The 16,743-nt window shown below is 74.3% G+C and carries 16 protein-coding genes and 1 pseudogene; 10 read left to right on the top strand and 7 right to left on the bottom strand.

Annotated elements, in window-relative coordinates; genetic code table 11:
- Positions 1-43: 43 nt before the first annotated feature.
- From dhaK to GHR20_RS32225, 3 genes are read left to right on the top strand one after another with little or no spacing between them, the layout of a single operon-like run.
- Entirely contained in the window at positions 44-1,036 is a 993-nt protein-coding gene (gene dhaK, locus GHR20_RS32235) for a dihydroxyacetone kinase subunit DhaK (RefSeq protein WP_148025984.1), read from the top strand.
- 46 nt (positions 1,037-1,082) lie between these two features.
- Positions 1,083-1,682, top strand: a complete 600-nt coding sequence (gene dhaL / locus GHR20_RS32230) for a dihydroxyacetone kinase subunit DhaL (protein ID WP_153815174.1) — start codon at positions 1,083-1,085, stop codon at positions 1,680-1,682.
- A 1-nt stretch (position 1,683) separates the two neighbouring features.
- Positions 1,684-2,091, top strand: a complete 408-nt coding sequence (locus tag GHR20_RS32225) for a PTS fructose transporter subunit IIA (RefSeq protein ID WP_111583527.1) — start codon at positions 1,684-1,686, stop codon at positions 2,089-2,091.
- A gap of 39 nt (positions 2,092-2,130) precedes the next feature.
- Here GHR20_RS32225 and GHR20_RS32220 read toward each other — a convergent pair whose 3' ends face one another.
- The gene (locus tag GHR20_RS32220) at positions 2,131-3,000 is read right to left on the bottom strand and encodes a glycoside hydrolase family 75 protein (RefSeq protein WP_243878415.1); all 870 of its coding nucleotides are present in this window, start codon (positions 2,998-3,000) and stop codon (positions 2,131-2,133) included.
- 465 nt (positions 3,001-3,465) lie between these two features.
- On the opposite strand from GHR20_RS32220, the gene GHR20_RS32215 reads away from it, so the two are divergent.
- On the top strand, positions 3,466-4,443 hold the full coding sequence (locus tag GHR20_RS32215) for a fibronectin type III domain-containing protein (RefSeq protein ID WP_153815172.1): 978 nt from the start codon (positions 3,466-3,468) through the stop codon (positions 4,441-4,443).
- A gap of 207 nt (positions 4,444-4,650) precedes the next feature.
- Positions 4,651-5,217 carry a hypothetical protein gene (locus GHR20_RS32210; RefSeq protein ID WP_111583530.1) on the top strand — a complete coding sequence of 189 codons (567 nt, stop codon included), beginning with the start codon at positions 4,651-4,653 and terminating at the stop codon, positions 5,215-5,217.
- Positions 5,218-5,392: 175 nt separating this feature from the next.
- Here GHR20_RS32210 and GHR20_RS32205 read toward each other — a convergent pair.
- The 4 genes and pseudogenes from GHR20_RS32205 to GHR20_RS32190 form a co-directional block, all read right to left on the bottom strand.
- Positions 5,393-5,929, bottom strand: a pseudogene (locus GHR20_RS32205) (PadR family transcriptional regulator); the annotation flags it as partial.
- A 31-nt stretch (positions 5,930-5,960) separates the two neighbouring features.
- Entirely contained in the window at positions 5,961-7,976 is a 2,016-nt protein-coding gene (locus GHR20_RS32200) for an NADPH-dependent 2,4-dienoyl-CoA reductase (RefSeq protein WP_153815170.1), read from the bottom strand.
- 234 nt (positions 7,977-8,210) lie between these two features.
- Positions 8,211-8,585, bottom strand: coding sequence for a hypothetical protein (locus GHR20_RS32195; protein ID WP_111583533.1), 375 nt, complete (start codon positions 8,583-8,585; stop codon positions 8,211-8,213).
- 111 nt (positions 8,586-8,696) lie between these two features.
- On the bottom strand, positions 8,697-9,572 hold the full coding sequence (locus GHR20_RS32190) for a hypothetical protein (RefSeq protein ID WP_153815169.1): 876 nt from the start codon (positions 9,570-9,572) through the stop codon (positions 8,697-8,699).
- Positions 9,573-9,884: 312 nt separating this feature from the next.
- Between GHR20_RS32190 and GHR20_RS32185 the strand changes: the two genes are divergently transcribed.
- Positions 9,885-11,957, top strand: coding sequence for a SpoIIE family protein phosphatase (locus GHR20_RS32185; protein WP_111583719.1), 2,073 nt, complete (start codon positions 9,885-9,887; stop codon positions 11,955-11,957).
- 27 nt (positions 11,958-11,984) lie between these two features.
- Here GHR20_RS32185 and GHR20_RS32180 read toward each other — a convergent pair whose 3' ends face one another.
- A complete protein-coding gene (locus GHR20_RS32180) occupies positions 11,985-12,782 on the bottom strand; it encodes a putative protein N(5)-glutamine methyltransferase (RefSeq protein ID WP_153815168.1) in 798 nt (265 codons plus the stop codon).
- Between the two features lie 268 nt (positions 12,783-13,050).
- Between GHR20_RS32180 and GHR20_RS32175 the strand changes: the two genes are divergently transcribed.
- The gene (locus GHR20_RS32175; protein WP_111583536.1) at positions 13,051-13,491 is read left to right on the top strand and encodes a MarR family winged helix-turn-helix transcriptional regulator; all 441 of its coding nucleotides are present in this window, start codon (positions 13,051-13,053) and stop codon (positions 13,489-13,491) included.
- A 57-nt stretch (positions 13,492-13,548) separates the two neighbouring features.
- On the opposite strand, the gene GHR20_RS32170 is transcribed toward GHR20_RS32175, so the two are convergent.
- On the bottom strand, positions 13,549-14,286 hold the full coding sequence (locus GHR20_RS32170) for a GNAT family N-acetyltransferase (RefSeq protein WP_243878190.1): 738 nt from the start codon (positions 14,284-14,286) through the stop codon (positions 13,549-13,551).
- 234 nt (positions 14,287-14,520) lie between these two features.
- On the opposite strand from GHR20_RS32170, the gene GHR20_RS32165 reads away from it, so the two are divergent.
- The 3 genes from GHR20_RS32165 to GHR20_RS32155 all read left to right on the top strand — a co-directional run bounded on the left by GHR20_RS32165 (position 14,521) and on the right by GHR20_RS32155 (position 16,648).
- Positions 14,521-15,126, top strand: a complete 606-nt coding sequence (locus GHR20_RS32165) for a sulfite oxidase-like oxidoreductase (RefSeq protein ID WP_111583538.1) — start codon at positions 14,521-14,523, stop codon at positions 15,124-15,126.
- Positions 15,119-15,883: a ferredoxin reductase gene (locus GHR20_RS32160; RefSeq protein ID WP_153815166.1), complete on the top strand. Its 765-nt coding sequence runs from the start codon at positions 15,119-15,121 to the stop codon at positions 15,881-15,883. Before GHR20_RS32165 ends, GHR20_RS32160 begins: the two co-directional genes overlap by 8 nt.
- Before the next feature lie 186 nt (positions 15,884-16,069).
- Positions 16,070-16,648 (top strand): hypothetical protein, encoded by a 579-nt coding sequence (locus tag GHR20_RS32155; protein WP_194859157.1) that lies wholly within the window; start codon positions 16,070-16,072, stop codon positions 16,646-16,648.
- Positions 16,649-16,743 lie beyond the last annotated feature (95 nt).

Below are 16,743 nucleotides of genomic sequence, written 5' to 3'. Positions count from 1 at the left end.
ACGCCGGTCAGGGACCACCTGCTGAGCTTTCTGGGAGACGGGCATGAAGATGTTGATCAACGTGCCGGAGACCGTCGTGGCGGACGCGCTGCGCGGGATGGCCGCCGCGCATCCGGATCTGACGGTGGACGTGGAGAACCGGGTGATCATCCGCCGGGACGCGCCGGTGCACGGACAGGTCGCCCTGGTCTCCGGTGGCGGGTCGGGGCACGAGCCGCTGCACGGCGGGTTCGTCGGTCCCGGCATGCTGTCCGCCGCCTGTCCGGGTGAGGTGTTCACCTCCCCGGTGCCGGACCAGATGGTGCGCGCCGCGGCGGCCGTGGACAGCGGCGCCGGGGTGCTGTTCGTGGTGAAGAACTACACGGGCGACGTGCTCAACTTCGACATGGCTGCGGAGCTGGCCGAGGACGAGGGCATCCAGGTCGCCAAGGTGCTGGTGAACGATGACGTGGCGGTCACCGACAGCCTCTTCACGGCCGGCCGGCGCGGCACCGGGGCGACGCTGTTCGTGGAGAAGATCGCGGGCGCCGCCGCGGCCGAGGGCCGGCCGCTGGAGCAGGTGGAGGCGATGGCCCGACGGGTCAACGAGAACTCCCGCAGCTTCGGCGTGGCGCTGAGCGCCGTCACCACCCCGGCGAAGGGCAGCCCCACCTTCGATCTGCCGGACGGTGAGCTGGAGTTGGGCATCGGTATCCACGGCGAGCCGGGCCGGGAGCGGCGGCCGATGATGACGTCCGGGGAGATAGCGGACTTCGCGGTGCACGCGATCCTGGAGGACATGCCCCCGCACAACCCGGTGCTCGTGCTGGTCAACGGCATGGGTGCCACACCGCTGCTGGAACTGTACGGCTTCAACGGCGAGGTGCAGCGGGTGCTGGCCGAGCGCGGGGTCGCCGTGGTCCGCACCCTGGTCGGCAACTACGTCACCTCCCTGGACATGGCGGGCGCCTCGGTGACGCTGTGCCAGGTCGACGAGGAGATGCTCGGGTTGTGGGACGCGCCGGTGCGCACCCCGGCATTGCGCTGGGGGATGTGATACGGCGGTACACGTCTCGACGCCCTTATCTATGCTTGGAGGTCCAGTGCTCGACGCCGACTTCTTCCGCCGTTGGATGACGGCGATGGCCGCGTCCGTCGACCGCGAGGCGGAAAGGCTCACCGCCCTCGACGCGACCATCGGGGACGCCGATCACGGCAGCAACATGCGGCGCGGGTTCACGGCCGTGCAGGCGGAGCTGGACAAGGAGACGCCGGGCACCCCGGGCGCCGTGCTGATGCTCGCCGGGCGTCTGTTGATCTCGACGGTCGGCGGCGCCTCGGGGCCGCTGTACGGCACGTTGCTGCGCCGGACCGGCAAGGCGCTCGGGGAGGACCCGGAGGTCACCGAGGAGCAGTTGGCCGAGGCGCTGCGGACGGGGGTGCAGGGGGTGATGAAGCTCGGCGGCGCGGCCGCGGGCGACAAGACCATGGTCGATGCCCTGCTGCCGGCCGTGGACGCGCTCGGCGACGGTTTCGCCGCCGCCCGGGCCGCCGCCGAGCAGGGCGCGGAGGCGACCGTCCCGCTGCTGGCCCACAAGGGCCGGGCGAGTTATCTGGGCGAGCGCAGTGTCGGGCACCAGGATCCGGGTGCGACGTCGTCGGCGCTGCTGATGGCCGCGCTGGCCGAGACGGCGGAGGGCTGACGTGAGCGGCGAGAAGCTGGTCGGGATCGTGCTGGTGTCGCACAGCGCGGAGGTGGCCGCCTCGGTCGTCGCGCTGGCCAAGGGGCTCGCGGGCGGAGCCGCCGCGGTGCCGGTTGCCCCGGCGGGCGGTACGGAGGGCGGGGGGCTCGGCACCAGCGCCGAGCTGATCTCCGCCGCGGCCGCCTCCGTCGACCGGGGCGCGGGGGTCGCGGTCCTCACCGACCTCGGCAGCGCCGTACTGACGGTGAAGGCGCTGCTCGCCGAGGACGAACTGCCCGAGGACACCCGGCTGGTGGACGCCCCGTTCCTCGAAGGGGCGGTGGCCGCGGTGGTGACGGCCTCCACCGGCGCCGACCTGGCCGCGGTGGAGGCCGCGGCGACGGAGGCGTACGACTACCGCAAGGTGTGACGGGCGGGTGACGGGCCCTCAGATCCGTGGTGCGGCTGGTCAGTTGTCGGTCACGAACTGCCGGGCCAGCCGCTCCCCCGTCGTCACTGCCGCCTGGTGGTCCTCGATGGGGCTCGCCTTGGAGTCCTTGAAGACGATGTAGGTGACCCCGGAGGGCACCCCGCCGTCGCTGGGGCCGGCGGGGATGCCGAGGCCGCGCGCGGTGGCGTAGGAGGCTTCGCCGATGAGGTCGCTCGGGCCGGTGTCGCCGACCACCGCGTACTGCACCCGGTCCTGGTAGACGACGGCGGCGACGGAACCGCCCCGCACCCCGCTGGCGGCGGGGCTCCAGCGGCTGCTCGCGGCCGGTACGACGATGTAGGGCAGCGTCTCCGCGTTCAGCGGCCGCCCGTCGGACTGCACATAGGCGGTGCCGGGCGAGTACAGCGGGTCGGCCTGGGCGTTGCAGTGGGCCGTGGTCTGGCCGTCGCAGTCGATGTCGAGGTCGGCCTTCCAGAAGACCGCCCCCTGGGCGCCGCACACGGGCACGGTCGCGGGGCTGTCCGCGTCGGTGCGGTAGCGGCCGGCGGAGATCTGGGCGCAGGTGCCGACCCTGGCCAGCAGATCGGCGGCGGTCACGGCGCCCTCGGCGCGGTCCGGGGCGGTCCCGGTGTCCGTGCGGGGCGGGGCGGTGGCGGTGGTCCTGCCCCGGCTCGGGGTGGTGGCGCCCCGCTCGGGGCGCGTGACGGCAGGAACGTCTCTGCGGGCGGCGGGCGCCGGGCCCGCGCCGCGTCCGGCCTCCGGATCGGCGCCGTCGCCATGGGCCGCGGTCCGCTCCTCGGGCGGAAGGGCCGCGGCCGCGCCGGGCAGCGTGGCGGGGGCGATCAGGGCGACGCCGGCCGCGGCCAGCGTCAACGTCGGGACACGCACACGCACGATGAGGAACCCTCTCCTCGGGGACATGTCCAGGCCACTGTGATCCGCGGCCCGGACACCCGTCCGCCCGGACCACCCCGAAGTGACCGGATGGAGCACGCTTCTGACAACCCATGAGGGAATAATTTCGGCATTTGGTCCACAAAGCGCATAAACAGGAGCGGGTGCACAGGGACAACAGGGGCCGGGGGCCCGGGCCGGCCTCGACCCAGACCCCCCGGCCGCCCGCGCCGGCGCGGATTCGGCGACGACAGCGTTTCCGCGCCGCAGGCGTGAACTCCCCTGCTCTCACGGGCAGTTCAGCCGTAGGAAGGTTCAGCATACGTAACGTCCGGGCGTGCTCCGGCACGGCCCCTTGCCGTCGGCGCACCGGCCGGTCCATATTGGTCCGGACCATTGCCGGGGCCGTCGATGTACCGAACTCATCATCGAATGTCGAACAGCCGTGGAGGCAGCATCGTGCGACGCGTTCCCCTTCCGCTCGTGCTGGTCGCCGGAGCCCTGCTGCTCCTCGCGTCCTGCGGCCCAAGCCGGGCCGACGACGGCGACGAGGGCCGGATGCCGGGTGCTCCGACCGGGGTCACCGCCCAGGCCGGCAGCGCCACCACCGTGCACGTGATGTGGAACGCGGTGCCCGACGAGGGCTCCGGCATCCGCTCCTACGAGGTCTACCGGGGCGGCGCCAAGGCGGCCGACGTGCCCGGCGCCGAGCGCATGGTGGACGTCATCGGGCTCAGCCCCGCCACCGCGTACGCCTTCACGGTGCGCGCCCGGGACAGGGCCGGGCGCCTGGGACCGCCGAGCCGGACGGTACGCGCCCGCACCCCCGCCCGGGTCGCGGCCGACCACTCGGCGCCGACCCGCCCCGGCCCGCCCACCGGGCATCCCGTCGGCAGCCGCGAGGTCCAGCTGGCCTGGGGCGCCGCCCGGGACGACCGGGGCGTGGTGTCGTACGACATCGAGCAGGGCGGGGTGCGGATCCACAGCGTCGGCGGGGCGCAGACCTCGACCGTGGTCACCGGGCTGCGCCCCGGCACCCGGTACGTGTTCACGGTGCGGGCCCGGGACGCGGCCGACAACCTCTCCCCCGCGAGCGCCGCGGTACGGCTGACCACCCCGGGCACCGACGACGGCCGGGCCACCGCGCCGACCGGCTTCACCGCCGCGACCCACCGCTCGGACGGCGCCTACTATCTGGACCTGGCCTGGGACCCGCCGGACACCGACGGGGTGATCACCGAGTACTCGATCCGGCTCGACGGCACCACGACGACCTCGCTGGAGTGGGGCGGCGACCCGCCGCGCGGCCGGGCGCGCTACAGCTTCTACCTGGGCCGTGGCGCCGGGGAGGAGCACCGGGTGCGGCTGCGGGCCCGGCTGCCGGACGGCACCTGGGGCGGCTGGTCGGCACAGCGCACGGTGACCACGGGACGCTGACCCGCCCGCCCCTGACCACAGGTCACCGCCCGGCGCATCCCGGCGGGCCCCGCCCTGCGCCGGGCGTGGGGTGCCGTCACCCGGCCGGGCGCCGTCCGGATGCGGCGGCGGCCGGGGCCGCGTTGGCTGCTGACCAGGCAGCACGGATGTTCCCCGACCCTGGGCGGCGCATGGGACGTACCGCCGGCCGTGCCGCCGGAGGCCCCGATGCGCAACTCCATATCCATGCTCCGCTTCGCTCCGAGCCTGGCGGCCGCCGCCGTGCTCCCGGCCGTGCTCGCGGCACCCTCGGCCGCGGTCTCCGGCATCTCCGTCAGCACCACGGGATCCAGCGTCTCCGTGGTCACCAGCGCGTGCACCCAGATCAACGGCAGCTGGGGCACCGCGGCCCTGCTCACCAGCAGCCAGGCGAACTTCGCGCAGGGCCGGCAGGTGGCGCTCTCGGGCACCACGATCAGCCAGTCCGCGGCCTGGTCCAAGGTGAACCCGGGGACGTACACCGTGGTGGTGGTCTGCTCCAGCGGCAGCACGGCGGGCAGCCAGTCGGTGATCGTCTCCGCCGGGTCCGCGCCGACGCTCGCGGCGACCTCCCGGCCGGGGACGACCACGACGACGACCAGACCGGCGCCGAACCGGGGGGTGAACGGCGGCCTCGGCGGCGCCGTCCGCGACTACGGCCCGCTGACCCTGGGCGCCGGCGCGGCACTGGTGGCCGCGGGCACCGTCACGACGGCCTGGCATCTGCGCCGCCGCACGAAGCCGTACCGGTTCTGAGGACCCCTCAGTCCCCCAGGGGAGGGCGGCGGGACCCGGCCGGTCCGGGTCCGGACCCGACTTCCGGACCGGGGCCGGACTCGGGGCCGGGCATCTCGGCTTCCGCCGCCTCGGTTTCCGTGGGCTCGGTCTCCGTCGCCTCGGTCTCGGCGTCCTCCGCCCCCGGCGGCCCGGCCCCCGGCAGCTCCGCGAATTCCGTGAGGGCGTGGGTGAGCCACCGGGTCCAGAAGGTCTCCAGGTCGATGCCCGCCCGCAGCACCAAGTGGCGCAGCCGGTCCTCGGGGGCGTCCCGGTCCGGTGGGAAGTCGCGCTTCTCGATCTGCTCGTACTCGGCCAACTGCCGCCGGTGCAGCTCCAGATGGCGGCGCAGATCCGTCGCGAGACCGGCCGTGCCGACCACCGCCGAGGCGCGCAGCCGCAGCAGGAGCGTGTCCCGCAGCGGCTTGGGGTCCTGCCCGGCGGCGGCCCAGCGGGCCAGCTCGGCGCGGCCCGCGGGCAGGACCTCGTAGCTCTTCTTCTGCCCGCGGGACGGCTGCGCGGCGGGCAGCGCCCGGATGAGCCCCTCGCCCTCCAGCTTCCCCAGCTCGCGGTAGATCTGCTGGTGCGTCGCGGACCAGAAGTAGCCGATCGACTTGTCGAACCGGCGGGTCAGCTCCAGCCCGGACGACGGCTTTTCCAGCAGGGCGGTGAGGATCGCGTGCGGGAGTGACATGGGCTCATCCTAGGGATCTCCCGCAGGGGGCCTACAGCGCCGCCGCCACCTCGGTGCCCTGCTTGATGGCGCGCTTGGCGTCCAGCTCGGCCGCCACGTCCGCGCCGCCGATCAGATGGACGCTGCGCCCGGCGGCGACCAGCGCCTCGTACAGATCGCGGCGCGGCTCCTGGCCGGTGCACAGCACGACGGTGTCGACCTCCAGGACGGTGCTCTCCCCGCCGACGGTGATGTGCAGTCCCGCGTCGTCGATCCGGTCGTAGCGCACGCCCGGGACCATGGTGACACCGCGGTGCTTCAGCTCGGTGCGGTGGATCCAGCCGGTGGTCTTGCCGAGTCCCGCGCCGACCTTGGTGGTCTTGCGCTGGAGGAGGTGGACCTGGCGCGGCGGGGCCGGGCGGCGCGGCTCGGTGAGGCCGCCGGGCGCGGTGTACTCCATGTCGACACCCCAGTTGCGGAAGTACGTCTCGGGGTCCTCGCTCGCCTTGTCGCCACCGTCGGTGAGGAACTCGGCGACGTCGAAGCCGATGCCGCCGGCGCCCAGGACGGCGACGCGCTCGCCGACGGGGGCGCCGTCGCGCAGCACGTCGAGGTAGCCGAGCACCCGGGGGTGGTCGACGCCCGGGATCTCGGGGGTGCGCGGGGTGACGCCGGTGGCGACGACCACCTCGTCGTAGTCGGCCAGGTCCTCGGCACCGACCCAGGCGCCGAGCCGTACGGCGACGCCGCGGGCGTCGAGCTGGTGGCGGAAGTAGCGCAGCGTCTCGTCGAACTCCTGCTTGCCGGGGACCTTGCGGGCGACGTTGAGCTGCCCGCCGATCTCGCTCGCGGCGTCGAACAGGGTGACCTCGTGACCGCGTTCGGCGGCGCTGACGGCGCAGGCGAGTCCGGCGGGGCCGGCGCCGACGACGGCGACGCGCTTCTTCGTGCGGGTCGGGGCGAGCACCAGCTCGGTCTCGTGGCAGGCGCGCGGGTTGACCAGGCAGGAGGTGAGCTTGCCGCCGAAGGTGTGGTCCAGGCACGCCTGGTTGCAGCCGATGCAGGTGTTGATGGCCTCGGGGGTGCCGGCGGCGGCCTTGGCGACGAAGTCGGGGTCGGCGAGCATGGGGCGGGCCATGGAGACCATGTCGGCGCAGCCGCCGGCCAGCAACTCCTCGGCCAGTTCGGGGGTGTTGATGCGGTTGGTGGTGACCAGGGGGATCGTCACCTCGCCCATCAGCTTCTTGGTGACCCAGGTGTAGGCGCCGCGCGGCACGGAGGTGGCGATGGTGGGGATGCGGGCCTCGTGCCAGCCGATGCCGGTGTTGATGATGGTGGCGCCCGCCGCCTCGACGGCCTTGGCGAGGGTGACGACCTCGGCGTGCGTGGAGCCGCCGGGGACGAGGTCCAGCATGGACAGCCGGTAGACGATGATGAAGTCCTCGCCGAGGGCCTCGCGGACCCGGCGCACGATCTCGACCGGGAAGCGCGTCCGGTTCTCGTAGGAGCCGCCCCAGCGGTCGGTGCGGTGGTTGGTGCGGGCGGCGATGAACTCGTTGATCAGATAGCCCTCGGAGCCCATGATCTCGACGCCGTCGTATCCGGCGTGCCGGGCGAGGCGGGCGGCGCGCACATAGTCCTCGACGGTCCGCTCGACATCGGCGTCGGACAGCTCGCGGGGCACGAAGGGGCTGATCGGCGCCTGGAGGGGGCTCGGGGCGACCAGGTCCTGGTGGTAGGCGTACCGGCCGAAGTGCAGGATCTGCATCGCGATGCGGCCGCCCGCCTCGTGCACGGCCTCGGTGACGACCCGGTGCCGCTCGGCCTCCGCCTCGGTGGTGAGCATGGCCCCGCCCTCGTACGGCCGGCCCTCCTCGTTCGGCGCGATGCCCCCGGTCACGATGAGCCCGACGCCGCCGCGCGCCCGGGCGGCGTAGAACGCCGCCATCCGCTCGAACCCGCGCTCGGCCTCCTCCAGGCCCACGTGCATGGAGCCCATGAGCACCCGGTTGGGCAGCGTGGTGAACCCCAGGTCGAGCGGGGTCAGCAGGTGGGGGTAGCGGCTCATGTCAGGCCCTCCGTGCACAGATGCGGTCGCATCTTGTTGTAGAGCACCCGCCCCCGTTTATGCAACTAGTTGCACAACGATGTGTCCTGCGCCATTCCTTCCATACCTACTAGTATGTACAGGCCGAGGGCGCGTCGGCCGACCGGTCCTTCGGGCACGGCCTCGCGCAGTACGCCCCGGCCGGTGCGGGACCGGCCGGGGCGTCGTAGGGGGTGTGTCGTCAGTCGTGCGTCCTCACAGGCTCTCCAGGCGCAGATGCAGATCGCGCTCCTGGTCGCCGGAGGCCGTACTGGTCTCCTCGACGGTGAACATGGAGTCCAGGGTGTGGCGGAAGCGGTCCACGGCCCAGTAGCCGCCCTGGACGTCCGCCTGGACGGACGAGCCGAGGTGGACCGGCGGGCAGCCCTGGCGCTTGGTGTCCGTGACCTCGTAGCTGCCGAGCCACACCATCGGACGGGTTTCGTGGAGTTGCTGGGGCACCTCGTCCTCGCCCCGGTCGGACGCGAAGCACGCGCTCAGCGCCTCGAAGACGAGACGCGCGTCGTCCTTGGAGCATCCGCTGATCTCCACCGTGACGGTTTCCGGATGCGACCGGTCCTCGTTCGCCATTGATCGCTCCTTTCGTGGCCGGGCCGCGCCGACCTGGGTACCCCGCCGCGCCGCGCCCATCCCCCGCCCAGGAAAACACCGCCCACCGCCACCCGCACGCGCTGCGCGGGATCAGCCCAGGGAGAACTTGTACGTCTTGCTGTCGGTGAGCACGCAGATGCCCGGCGACACCACGATCACGCGCAGGACGCCGCTGCGCCGGTCGTAGTCGATGCCCTCCGCCTCGAAGGTGCCGGAGCACGCGCTGCGCAGCGGCAGCGGACGCAGGGCCGTGACATGCCCGGTGACATCGGCGGAGCCGCTCGGCGGGGCCGACAGATCGATCTGGAGCAGCGGCTTGGTCATGCCGAAGAGGCTGCCGTCGGAGTCGTCGGAGGAGCAGAGCAGGGTGGTGGGCCCGGAGAAGTCGCAGCCCTGCACATCGCTGACGGCGTGGTCCAGGTGGACCGTGGCGGCCAGCGGGAGGTTCGCCGAGGGCGAGGTGGCGCGGTTCTCGCCGGGCGTCGGGAAGACCAGCAGCCGGTTCATCGTCCCCCACTCGCCGGACAGCATCCACTGCCCGTCCGGGGTGATCGCGTCCCAGGAGTTGTTCAGGGCCTCGCCGGGGCTCAGCTGGTGCACGTACTCCGACCAGGAGCCGTCGGGCGCCTGCACGCGGTACATCTTCGCGGTGCCGGAGTCCTCCTGGTACGGCTCGATGTAGTAGCCCTCGTACGACGCGTCCGGGTCGCCGACATGGTTCCAGCCCCGGACGGAGTCGCTCAGCGGGATGGTGCCGATGCCGGTGTAGCGGTTGGGGCTGCCCGTCGGGACCTCGACCGAGGCCAGGCCCTGGCTCTCGGTCAGCGGATCGGCGCGGTCCGAGCCGGTCTCCGTCCAGGTGCCGGCCGCGGACGCGGGCGCCGGCACGGCGAGGGACAGGGCGGCGGCGAGCGTGACGAACGCGGCGAGGGCTCCGTTGCGGCGTAACCGGGCGGACGCGGGCATGACCAACTCCTCGAACGGGCGGTGGGGACACTCGAACGGCGCACAGTCTGGCGTGGCGTGATCGTCATGTACAGGCCAATGCGGCAACCTGGACATGAACTCTCCCGGCGCCCCCGACCGCGCGGTACGGTCCGCGCGGGCGGTCCCGGCACCCCGGCCGGGCGCCGGCTCGGGCGGACGCCCGCCGCCGGGTTGAGAGATGGTGGAGGTTGACGGCGACGGCGTCGGAGAGTCGGATGTGAGCGCGACAGGACGTGGGGAACCGGCACGGGGGACGACGTGCCGTCCGGACGGGCGAAGGCGGTGCGTGGCATGAGTGCAGCCGGGGCTGCGACGGAGGGCGGCGAGCCGGCCCGCGGCCCCGTGCCGCCCGGCGGCCTCCTCGACGTGCTCGCGGTGGCCTCGGTGGTCCTGGACACCGACGGCCGGATCGTGCTGTGGAGCCCCCAGGCCGAGGAGCTGTTCGGCTACACGGCGGCGGAGGCGCTCGGCCAGTACGCCGCCCGGCTGATGGTGGACGAGCGGCACATGCAACTGGTCGGCAAGCTCTTCGCCGACGTCATGGCCACGGGGCAGAGCTGGGCCGGCGGCTTCCCGATCCGGCACAAGGACGGCGGCACCCGTCTGGTGGAGTTCCGCAACATGCGGCTGCTGGACGCCCGCGGCAAGGTCTACGCGCTCGGGCTCGCCGCCGACCGCTCGACCGTACGGCGCCTCGAACAGGACGTGGCGCTGTCCGAGCGGATGGTCATGCAGTCACCGGCGGGGCTCGCGGTGCTCGACACGGAGCTGCGGTTCGTGTCGGTCAACCCCGCCCTGGAGCGGATCAACGGGCGCCCCGCCGCCGAGCACCTGGGGCGCCGGATGGCCGACGTGGTGCCCGAGCTGGACATCGCGGGCATGGAGGCCGGGGCCCGCCGGGTGCTGGAGACGGGCGCGCCGCTGATCGACCACATCGTCGTCGGCCGGACGCCCGCGGACCCGGACGCGGAGCACACCTGGGCGGTCTCGCTGTACCGGCTGGACGACGCGGCGGGCCATGTGCTGGGCGTGGCGTGCTCGGTGGCCGACATCACCGAGCAGCACCGGGCCGCCAGGGAGGCGGAGGCGGCCCGGCGGCGGCTCGCGGTGATCGCCGACGCCGGGGCGCGGATCGGCACGACGCTCGAACTGGACCGTACGGCCCGGGAGCTGGCCGAGGTCGCGGTGCCGGAGCTGGCCGATGTGGCGGCCGTGGACCTGCTGGAGGCGGTGGTGGAGGGCCGGCCCAGCACTCTCGGCCCCGCGGACGCGGCGGTGCTCCGGGCGCTCGCGCTGCGCCCCGAGGACGCCTCGGACGCCGTACGGGCCGCGGACACGCCCGGCAGGATCGCCCGGTACGCGCCCGACCGGCTGGTCACCGAGTGCGTGCGCACGGGTGAGGCGGTGCTGGTGCCGCGGGTGAAGGACGAGGACCTGCCGCGCATCGCCCGCTCCCCGGAGGCGGCCGTGCTGCTGGGCCGGGCGGGGCTGCACTCCTATCTCGCGGTGCCGCTCATCGCGCGCGGCGAGGTGCTGGGCGCGCTCGATCTCAAACGGACCGTCAACGCGCGGCCGTTCGACGCGGACGACGTGCTGCTCGCCCGGGAGCTGGCGGCGCGCGCGGCGGTGCAGATCGACAACGCCCGCTGGTACCAGAACGCCCGCAACACCGCGCTCACGCTCCAGCGCAGCCTGCTGCCGAGCAGCCCGCCGGTGACGACCGGGCTCGAAGTGGCCTCGCGCTACCAGCCCGCGGGGGCCACCAGCGAGGTCGGCGGGGACTGGTTCGACGTGATCCCGCTGGAGGGCGGCCGGACCGCGCTGGTGGTCGGCGATGTCATGGGCAGCGGGATCGGGGCGGCCGCCACGATGGGCCGGCTGCGCACCGCGACCACCACGCTGACCGCGCTCGGCCTGGACCCGGCGGTGCTGCTCGCGCACCTGGACAAGACCACCTCGGCGCTGGACCACTCCATCGCGACGTGTGTGTACGCCGTCCACGACCCGCGGCTGCGGCAGTGCCGGATCGCCAACGCCGGCCATCTGCCCCCGGCCCGTATCCGCCCCGGCCGGCCCCCGGAACTCCTCGACCTGCCCACCGGCGTCCCGCTCGGCGTCGGCGGCGTCTCCTTCTCCACGGTCACCGTCGACTTCGCCCCCGGCGACGAGCTGGTCCTCTACACCGACGGCCTGGTCGAGACCCGCCACCACACCCTGGACGAGCGCCTGGACCTCATGCTGTCCCTGCTCACCGACCCCACCCGCCCCCTGGAGGAGACCTGCGACCTCCTCCTGCGCACACTCCACCACCCGGACAACCACGACGACGTGGCCCTGCTCATCGCCCGGGCGAAGGAGTGCTGACGGCGCGCCGGTCCGCTCGCGTCGTGCTCACACGGCTCCGTCCCGTACGCCGATCACCACATGCGCCGACCACTCCTCCGAGATGGCCACCCGGGCGCTGAGACCCGCCTCGGTGAAGGCGGCGAGCGCGGCGGGGGCCTGGCGTTCGCTGGTCTCGGACAGCAGCCGGCCGCCGGGGGCGAGCCAGCCGGGGGCCTCGGCGGCGACCCGGCGCAGCACGGCGAGGCCGTCGGGGCCGCCGTCGAGGGCGGTGGGCGGCTCGTGGTCGCGGGCCTCGGCGGGGAGCAGCGGGAGGTCAGGGGTGGGGACGTAGGGCACGTTGGCCGTCAGCAGGCCGACACGGCCGCGCAGGGCGGTGGGCAGGGCGGCGTAGAGGTCGCCCTGGTGGGCGTGGCCGCCGTAGGGGGCGAGGTTGCGGCGGGCGCAGTGGACGGCGGCGGGGTCGATGTCGGCCGCGTGCACCCGCGCCCCCTCCAGCGCGGCGGCGAGGGCCGCGCCGAGCGCGCCGGAGCCGCAGCACAGGTCCACGACGACGCGGGCGTCCGGGAGCTCGGCCAGCGCCCGGTCCACCAGGAACTCGGTACGGCGGCGGGGGACGAACACCCCGGGCTCGACGGCGATGCGCAGCCCGTGGAACTCGGCCCAGCCGAGGACGTGTTCGAGCGGCAGACCGGCCGCCCGGCGGTCCACCATCGAGGCGAGTTCGGCGGCGTCACGGGCGGTGGCGAGTATCAACTCCGCCTCGTCCTCGGCGAACACGCACCCGGCGGTACGCAAGGCGGAGACGACGGCCGCGGGGGAAAGGGAAGAAGAGGGAGTGGGCATGGAAGGACGGATGCCTTTCGGGAGCGCGAGACCGCAGGGCGCTCCCGCGGTCACCGCTGCCGGTGCACCGCGCCGTCACGAGGAGAGAGCACCCCGGCTGACACAGCGGATATGGGTCCCACCTCCTCGCGCTCGGGGCCGCGGACCGCCGCGACCGGACGGTCACCATACCCCACCGGACGGGGCCGGGTTGGGCCTCCTGACGTGGCAAGTTGTACTCTGCAACCGGAATGCGGACCACCGCGAAACGCCGCAGGAGGGAGGTCCCGTGCGCACAGCCGAGTCGGCCGTCGAGGCGATCCAGCGCGAGATGACGGTCTTCGCCCGCCGGGCCCGCGCCTCGGCCGGCCGGATGCACCCCGAGCTGTCCCTGGTGTCGTACACCCTGCTCGGCCATCTGGAGGAGAGCGGCGGCTGCCGGGCCACCGATCTCGCGGCGCACTACGCGCTGGACAAGTCCACGGTGAGTCGTCAGGTCGCCGCGCTGGAGCGGGCGGGCCTGATCGAGCGCCGCCCGGACCCGGAGGACCAGCGGGTCCAGGTGCTCCGGCTGACCGGGGCCGGGCAGGAGATCCTCGCCCAGGTCACCCGGCGCCGCCGGACCGCCTTCCGGGAACGGCTGGCCGAGTGGCCCGAGGACGACCTGGTGCGGTTCGCGGCCTATCTGGAGCGCTACAACGCGGGGGCCGAGGGCCTCGGCGCCGGCTGAGCGCCCCGTCGTACGGCCACCCGTGCGCGACGAGCGCCTGGGCATGCCGTACGACGCTCACCCCACCGGCACCGCCGCCCGCCCGTCCGACAGCCGCTCCGGGGCCCGTGCCGCCAGGAACGACGTGGTCCGGCGCAGCCGGAAGCCCAGGGACTCGTACAGCCGGATGGCGTTGGTGTTCCTGGCGCTGGTGTGCAGGAACGGCGTGTCGCCGCGCTCCCGGATGCCGTGCGCGACGGCGAGGATCAGCCGGCTGGCCAGGCCCTGGCCGCGCACGCGGGCGTCGGTGCAGACCGCGCTGATCTCGGTCCAGCCCGGGGGCCGCAGCCGCTCCCCCGCCATGGCGACCAGCGCGCCCTCGCGCCGGATGCCGAGATAGGTGCCCATCTCGACGGTGCGCGGCAGGAACGGCCCCGGCTGGGTGCGCGCCACCAGGTCCAGCATCTCGGGCACGTCGGCCGGGCCGAGGCGGACCGCCTCCGGGTCCGGCGCCGCGGCCAGGCCGTCGTCCACGAGCTGGACGCCGCCCACGTGGAAGGTGATCTCCCAGTCCTCGGGGACGTCCCCGCAGTAGCCGTTCAGCGGGACCTCGACGCCCGTCCCGGCGAGCGCGGCGAGGTCCGCCCAGTCCCGCTCCTCCGGCTCGTCGGGCAGCGCCAGCCACGGGGACACGTCGACCGGGTAGCGCAGCGCCCGGCCGCGTCGCTCGGCGAAGCGGGCGTGCGGGCCGGTCAGGGAGGCGAGGGCGGGGTTGTCGAGGACATGCGTCCGAGACCGGGGACCGACGACGCTCACGCGGCCACCTCGCTCACCGTGCCGGAGCCGTACGCCTTGCGCATTCTCGTCCCTCGTTTCTCTCGCACCGTCCCGGCGCACCGCGGCCGGTACCGATCGCCAAGGAGCGGCCCGCGCCCGGTATTCCCGCTCCCCCGCCCTGTTCATACGACCGCAACGATCCGCCCCCCGCGCCCGGGCGCCGGGCCGGTGACCAGGCACGGAGCACCCGCCCTGACAGCGTACGGTTGAAGCATGAACGTCACGCGAGGCTTCACGGGCCGCGCGCGCGAGCACCATCCGGGGCTGCCGCCCGGTCAGTACGACGCGCGCGAGGACTGGCCCGTCCTGTCCGCCGAGGTCACCCCCGATCTCGCACCCGCCGACTGGACCTTCCGCGTCGACGGCCTGGTCGAGCGGCCCCGCACCTGGGACTGGGACGCGGCGCACGCGCTGCCCGCCTCGGCGTACGAGGGCGACATCCACTGCGTCACCGGGTGGTCGAAGTTCGGGGTGCGGTTCGGCGGGGTCTCGCTCGACGCCTTCCTCGACGCGGTGCGGCCCGCCCCGGCCGCCACCCACGCACTCGCCCGCTCGCACACCGGCTACACCGCCAACCTGCCGCTCGCCGACCTCACCGGCGGCCGGGCCTGGATCGTCTGGGAGTACGGCGGCGCGCCGCTGCCGGCCGAGCACGGCGGCCCGGCGCGCCTGGTGGTGCCCCATCTGTACTTCTGGAAGAGCGCCAAGTGGATCGCGGGCCTCACCCTGCTCGACCACGACGAGCCGGGCTTCTGGGAGGGCAACGGCTACCACGCGCGCGGCAACCCCTGGGAAGAGCAGCGGTACGCCGGTGACTGAGACGACGACCATGCCCGGTGGCGCGCCCCGCTTCGCGGTGCCCGGCCGGATCGCCGTGAGCGAGCAGGCCGAGTCGACGTGGCGGACGGCCACCCTGACGGAGATCCGCCGCGAGACCCCGCACGCGGCCACGTTCCGGCTCGCGGTGCCCCGGTGGGCGGGGCATCTGCCCGGCCAGCACCTGATGCTGCGGCTGACCGCCGGGGACGGCTACACGGCGCAGCGCCACTACTCGATCGCCTCGGCGCCCGACGACAGCGGGCACATCGAGCTGACCCTGGACCGGGTGCCGGACGGCGAGGTGTCCGGCTGGTTCCACACCGTGGCCCGGCCCGGTGACACGATCGATGTGCGCGGCCCGCTCAGCGGCTTCTTCGCCTGGCCGGGCGACCGGCCCGCGCTGCTGCTCGGCGCGGGCTCCGGGGTCGTCCCGCTGATGTCGATGATCCGTCACCACCGGGCGCGCGGCCTCGACGTGCCGCTGCGGATGCTGGTGTCGGCGCGCAGCCCCGAGGAGCTGATCTACGCGGACGAGCTGGGCGCGGAGACGACCCGGGTGTTCACCCGCGCCGCCCCGCCCGGGGTGCCGGTGGGCCGGGTGACGGCCGCGCATCTGGCGCCGCTGCTGGCCGAGCGGCCGCCCGGCGGGTGGGAGGCGTACGTGTGCGGGTCCAACGGGTTCGCCGAGCATGTCTCCCGGCTGCTGGTCCGCGCCGGTCAGCCGGCGCACCGTATCCGCATCGAACGCTTCGGCTGAGCCGCGCCACCGGCGCGTGCGCGGGGCATATGGCTCGAACGTGCCTCAAGTGGGCCTGAACTCGCGGTTCACCGGGTGGGCCGGGTGCGGTGTACGGGGTACGAGACGGATGTGGACGCTCGTGCGCACACCGGAGCGGGTGGCGGCGCGGGCGGGCGGCCGGTCGGCTTCGGCGAGGAGGCGGACATGCGGACCCGGGTGCGTGTGCGTGGCTGGCGCTGGCGGCGCAATCCGCTGCGGCGGCGCTGTGATGTCGTCGAGGCGTGGACGGTGCTGGTCGTCGCCGTGCTGCTGCTGGTGGTGGCGCCCCTGGTCGGGGTGGCCGCGGGGCTGCACACCCAGGACCGGGGCGCGGCGACCGCGGCGGCGCAGCGGGCCGCGCGCCACCGGGTGACGGCCACGGTGTCCGGCGATCCGCCCGTCGTCCGGGCCGGGCGCGGGCATCCGCCCCGCGCCGAGGTGCGCTGGACCGAGCACGGGCGGGGCACCAGGGCCGCCTGGGCGCGGGTGCCGGCCGGGACCCGGGCCGGGGACACGGTCCCGGTGTGGGTCGACTCCCGGGACCGGGTCGTCCCCGCGCCGACGTCCGGTGCGGCGGTCCTCCAGCACGCGGTGACCGTCGGGATGTGCGCGGCGGTCTGTGCCGGCGGGGTGGTGTTCCTCGGGCACACCGTCGCCCGCCGGATCGCGCTGCGCCACCGGCTCGCCGAGTGGGAGCGGGCGTGGGCCCGCACCGGGCCGAGGTGGACCCAGCCGAGGACGTGAACATCCCCGTTCGGTTCGCCTCTCCCCGCCCCCCCCCGCTTCCCGCCCCCGCTCCTCGCTCCCCGTTCCCCGCTCCCCCGGCGAAGGCGGTGGCC

The organism is Streptomyces sp. SUK 48 (assembly GCF_009650765.1).
Lineage (GTDB): Bacteria > Actinomycetota > Actinomycetes > Streptomycetales > Streptomycetaceae > Streptomyces.
This window is presented reverse-complemented; position numbering and strand designations above follow the sequence as displayed.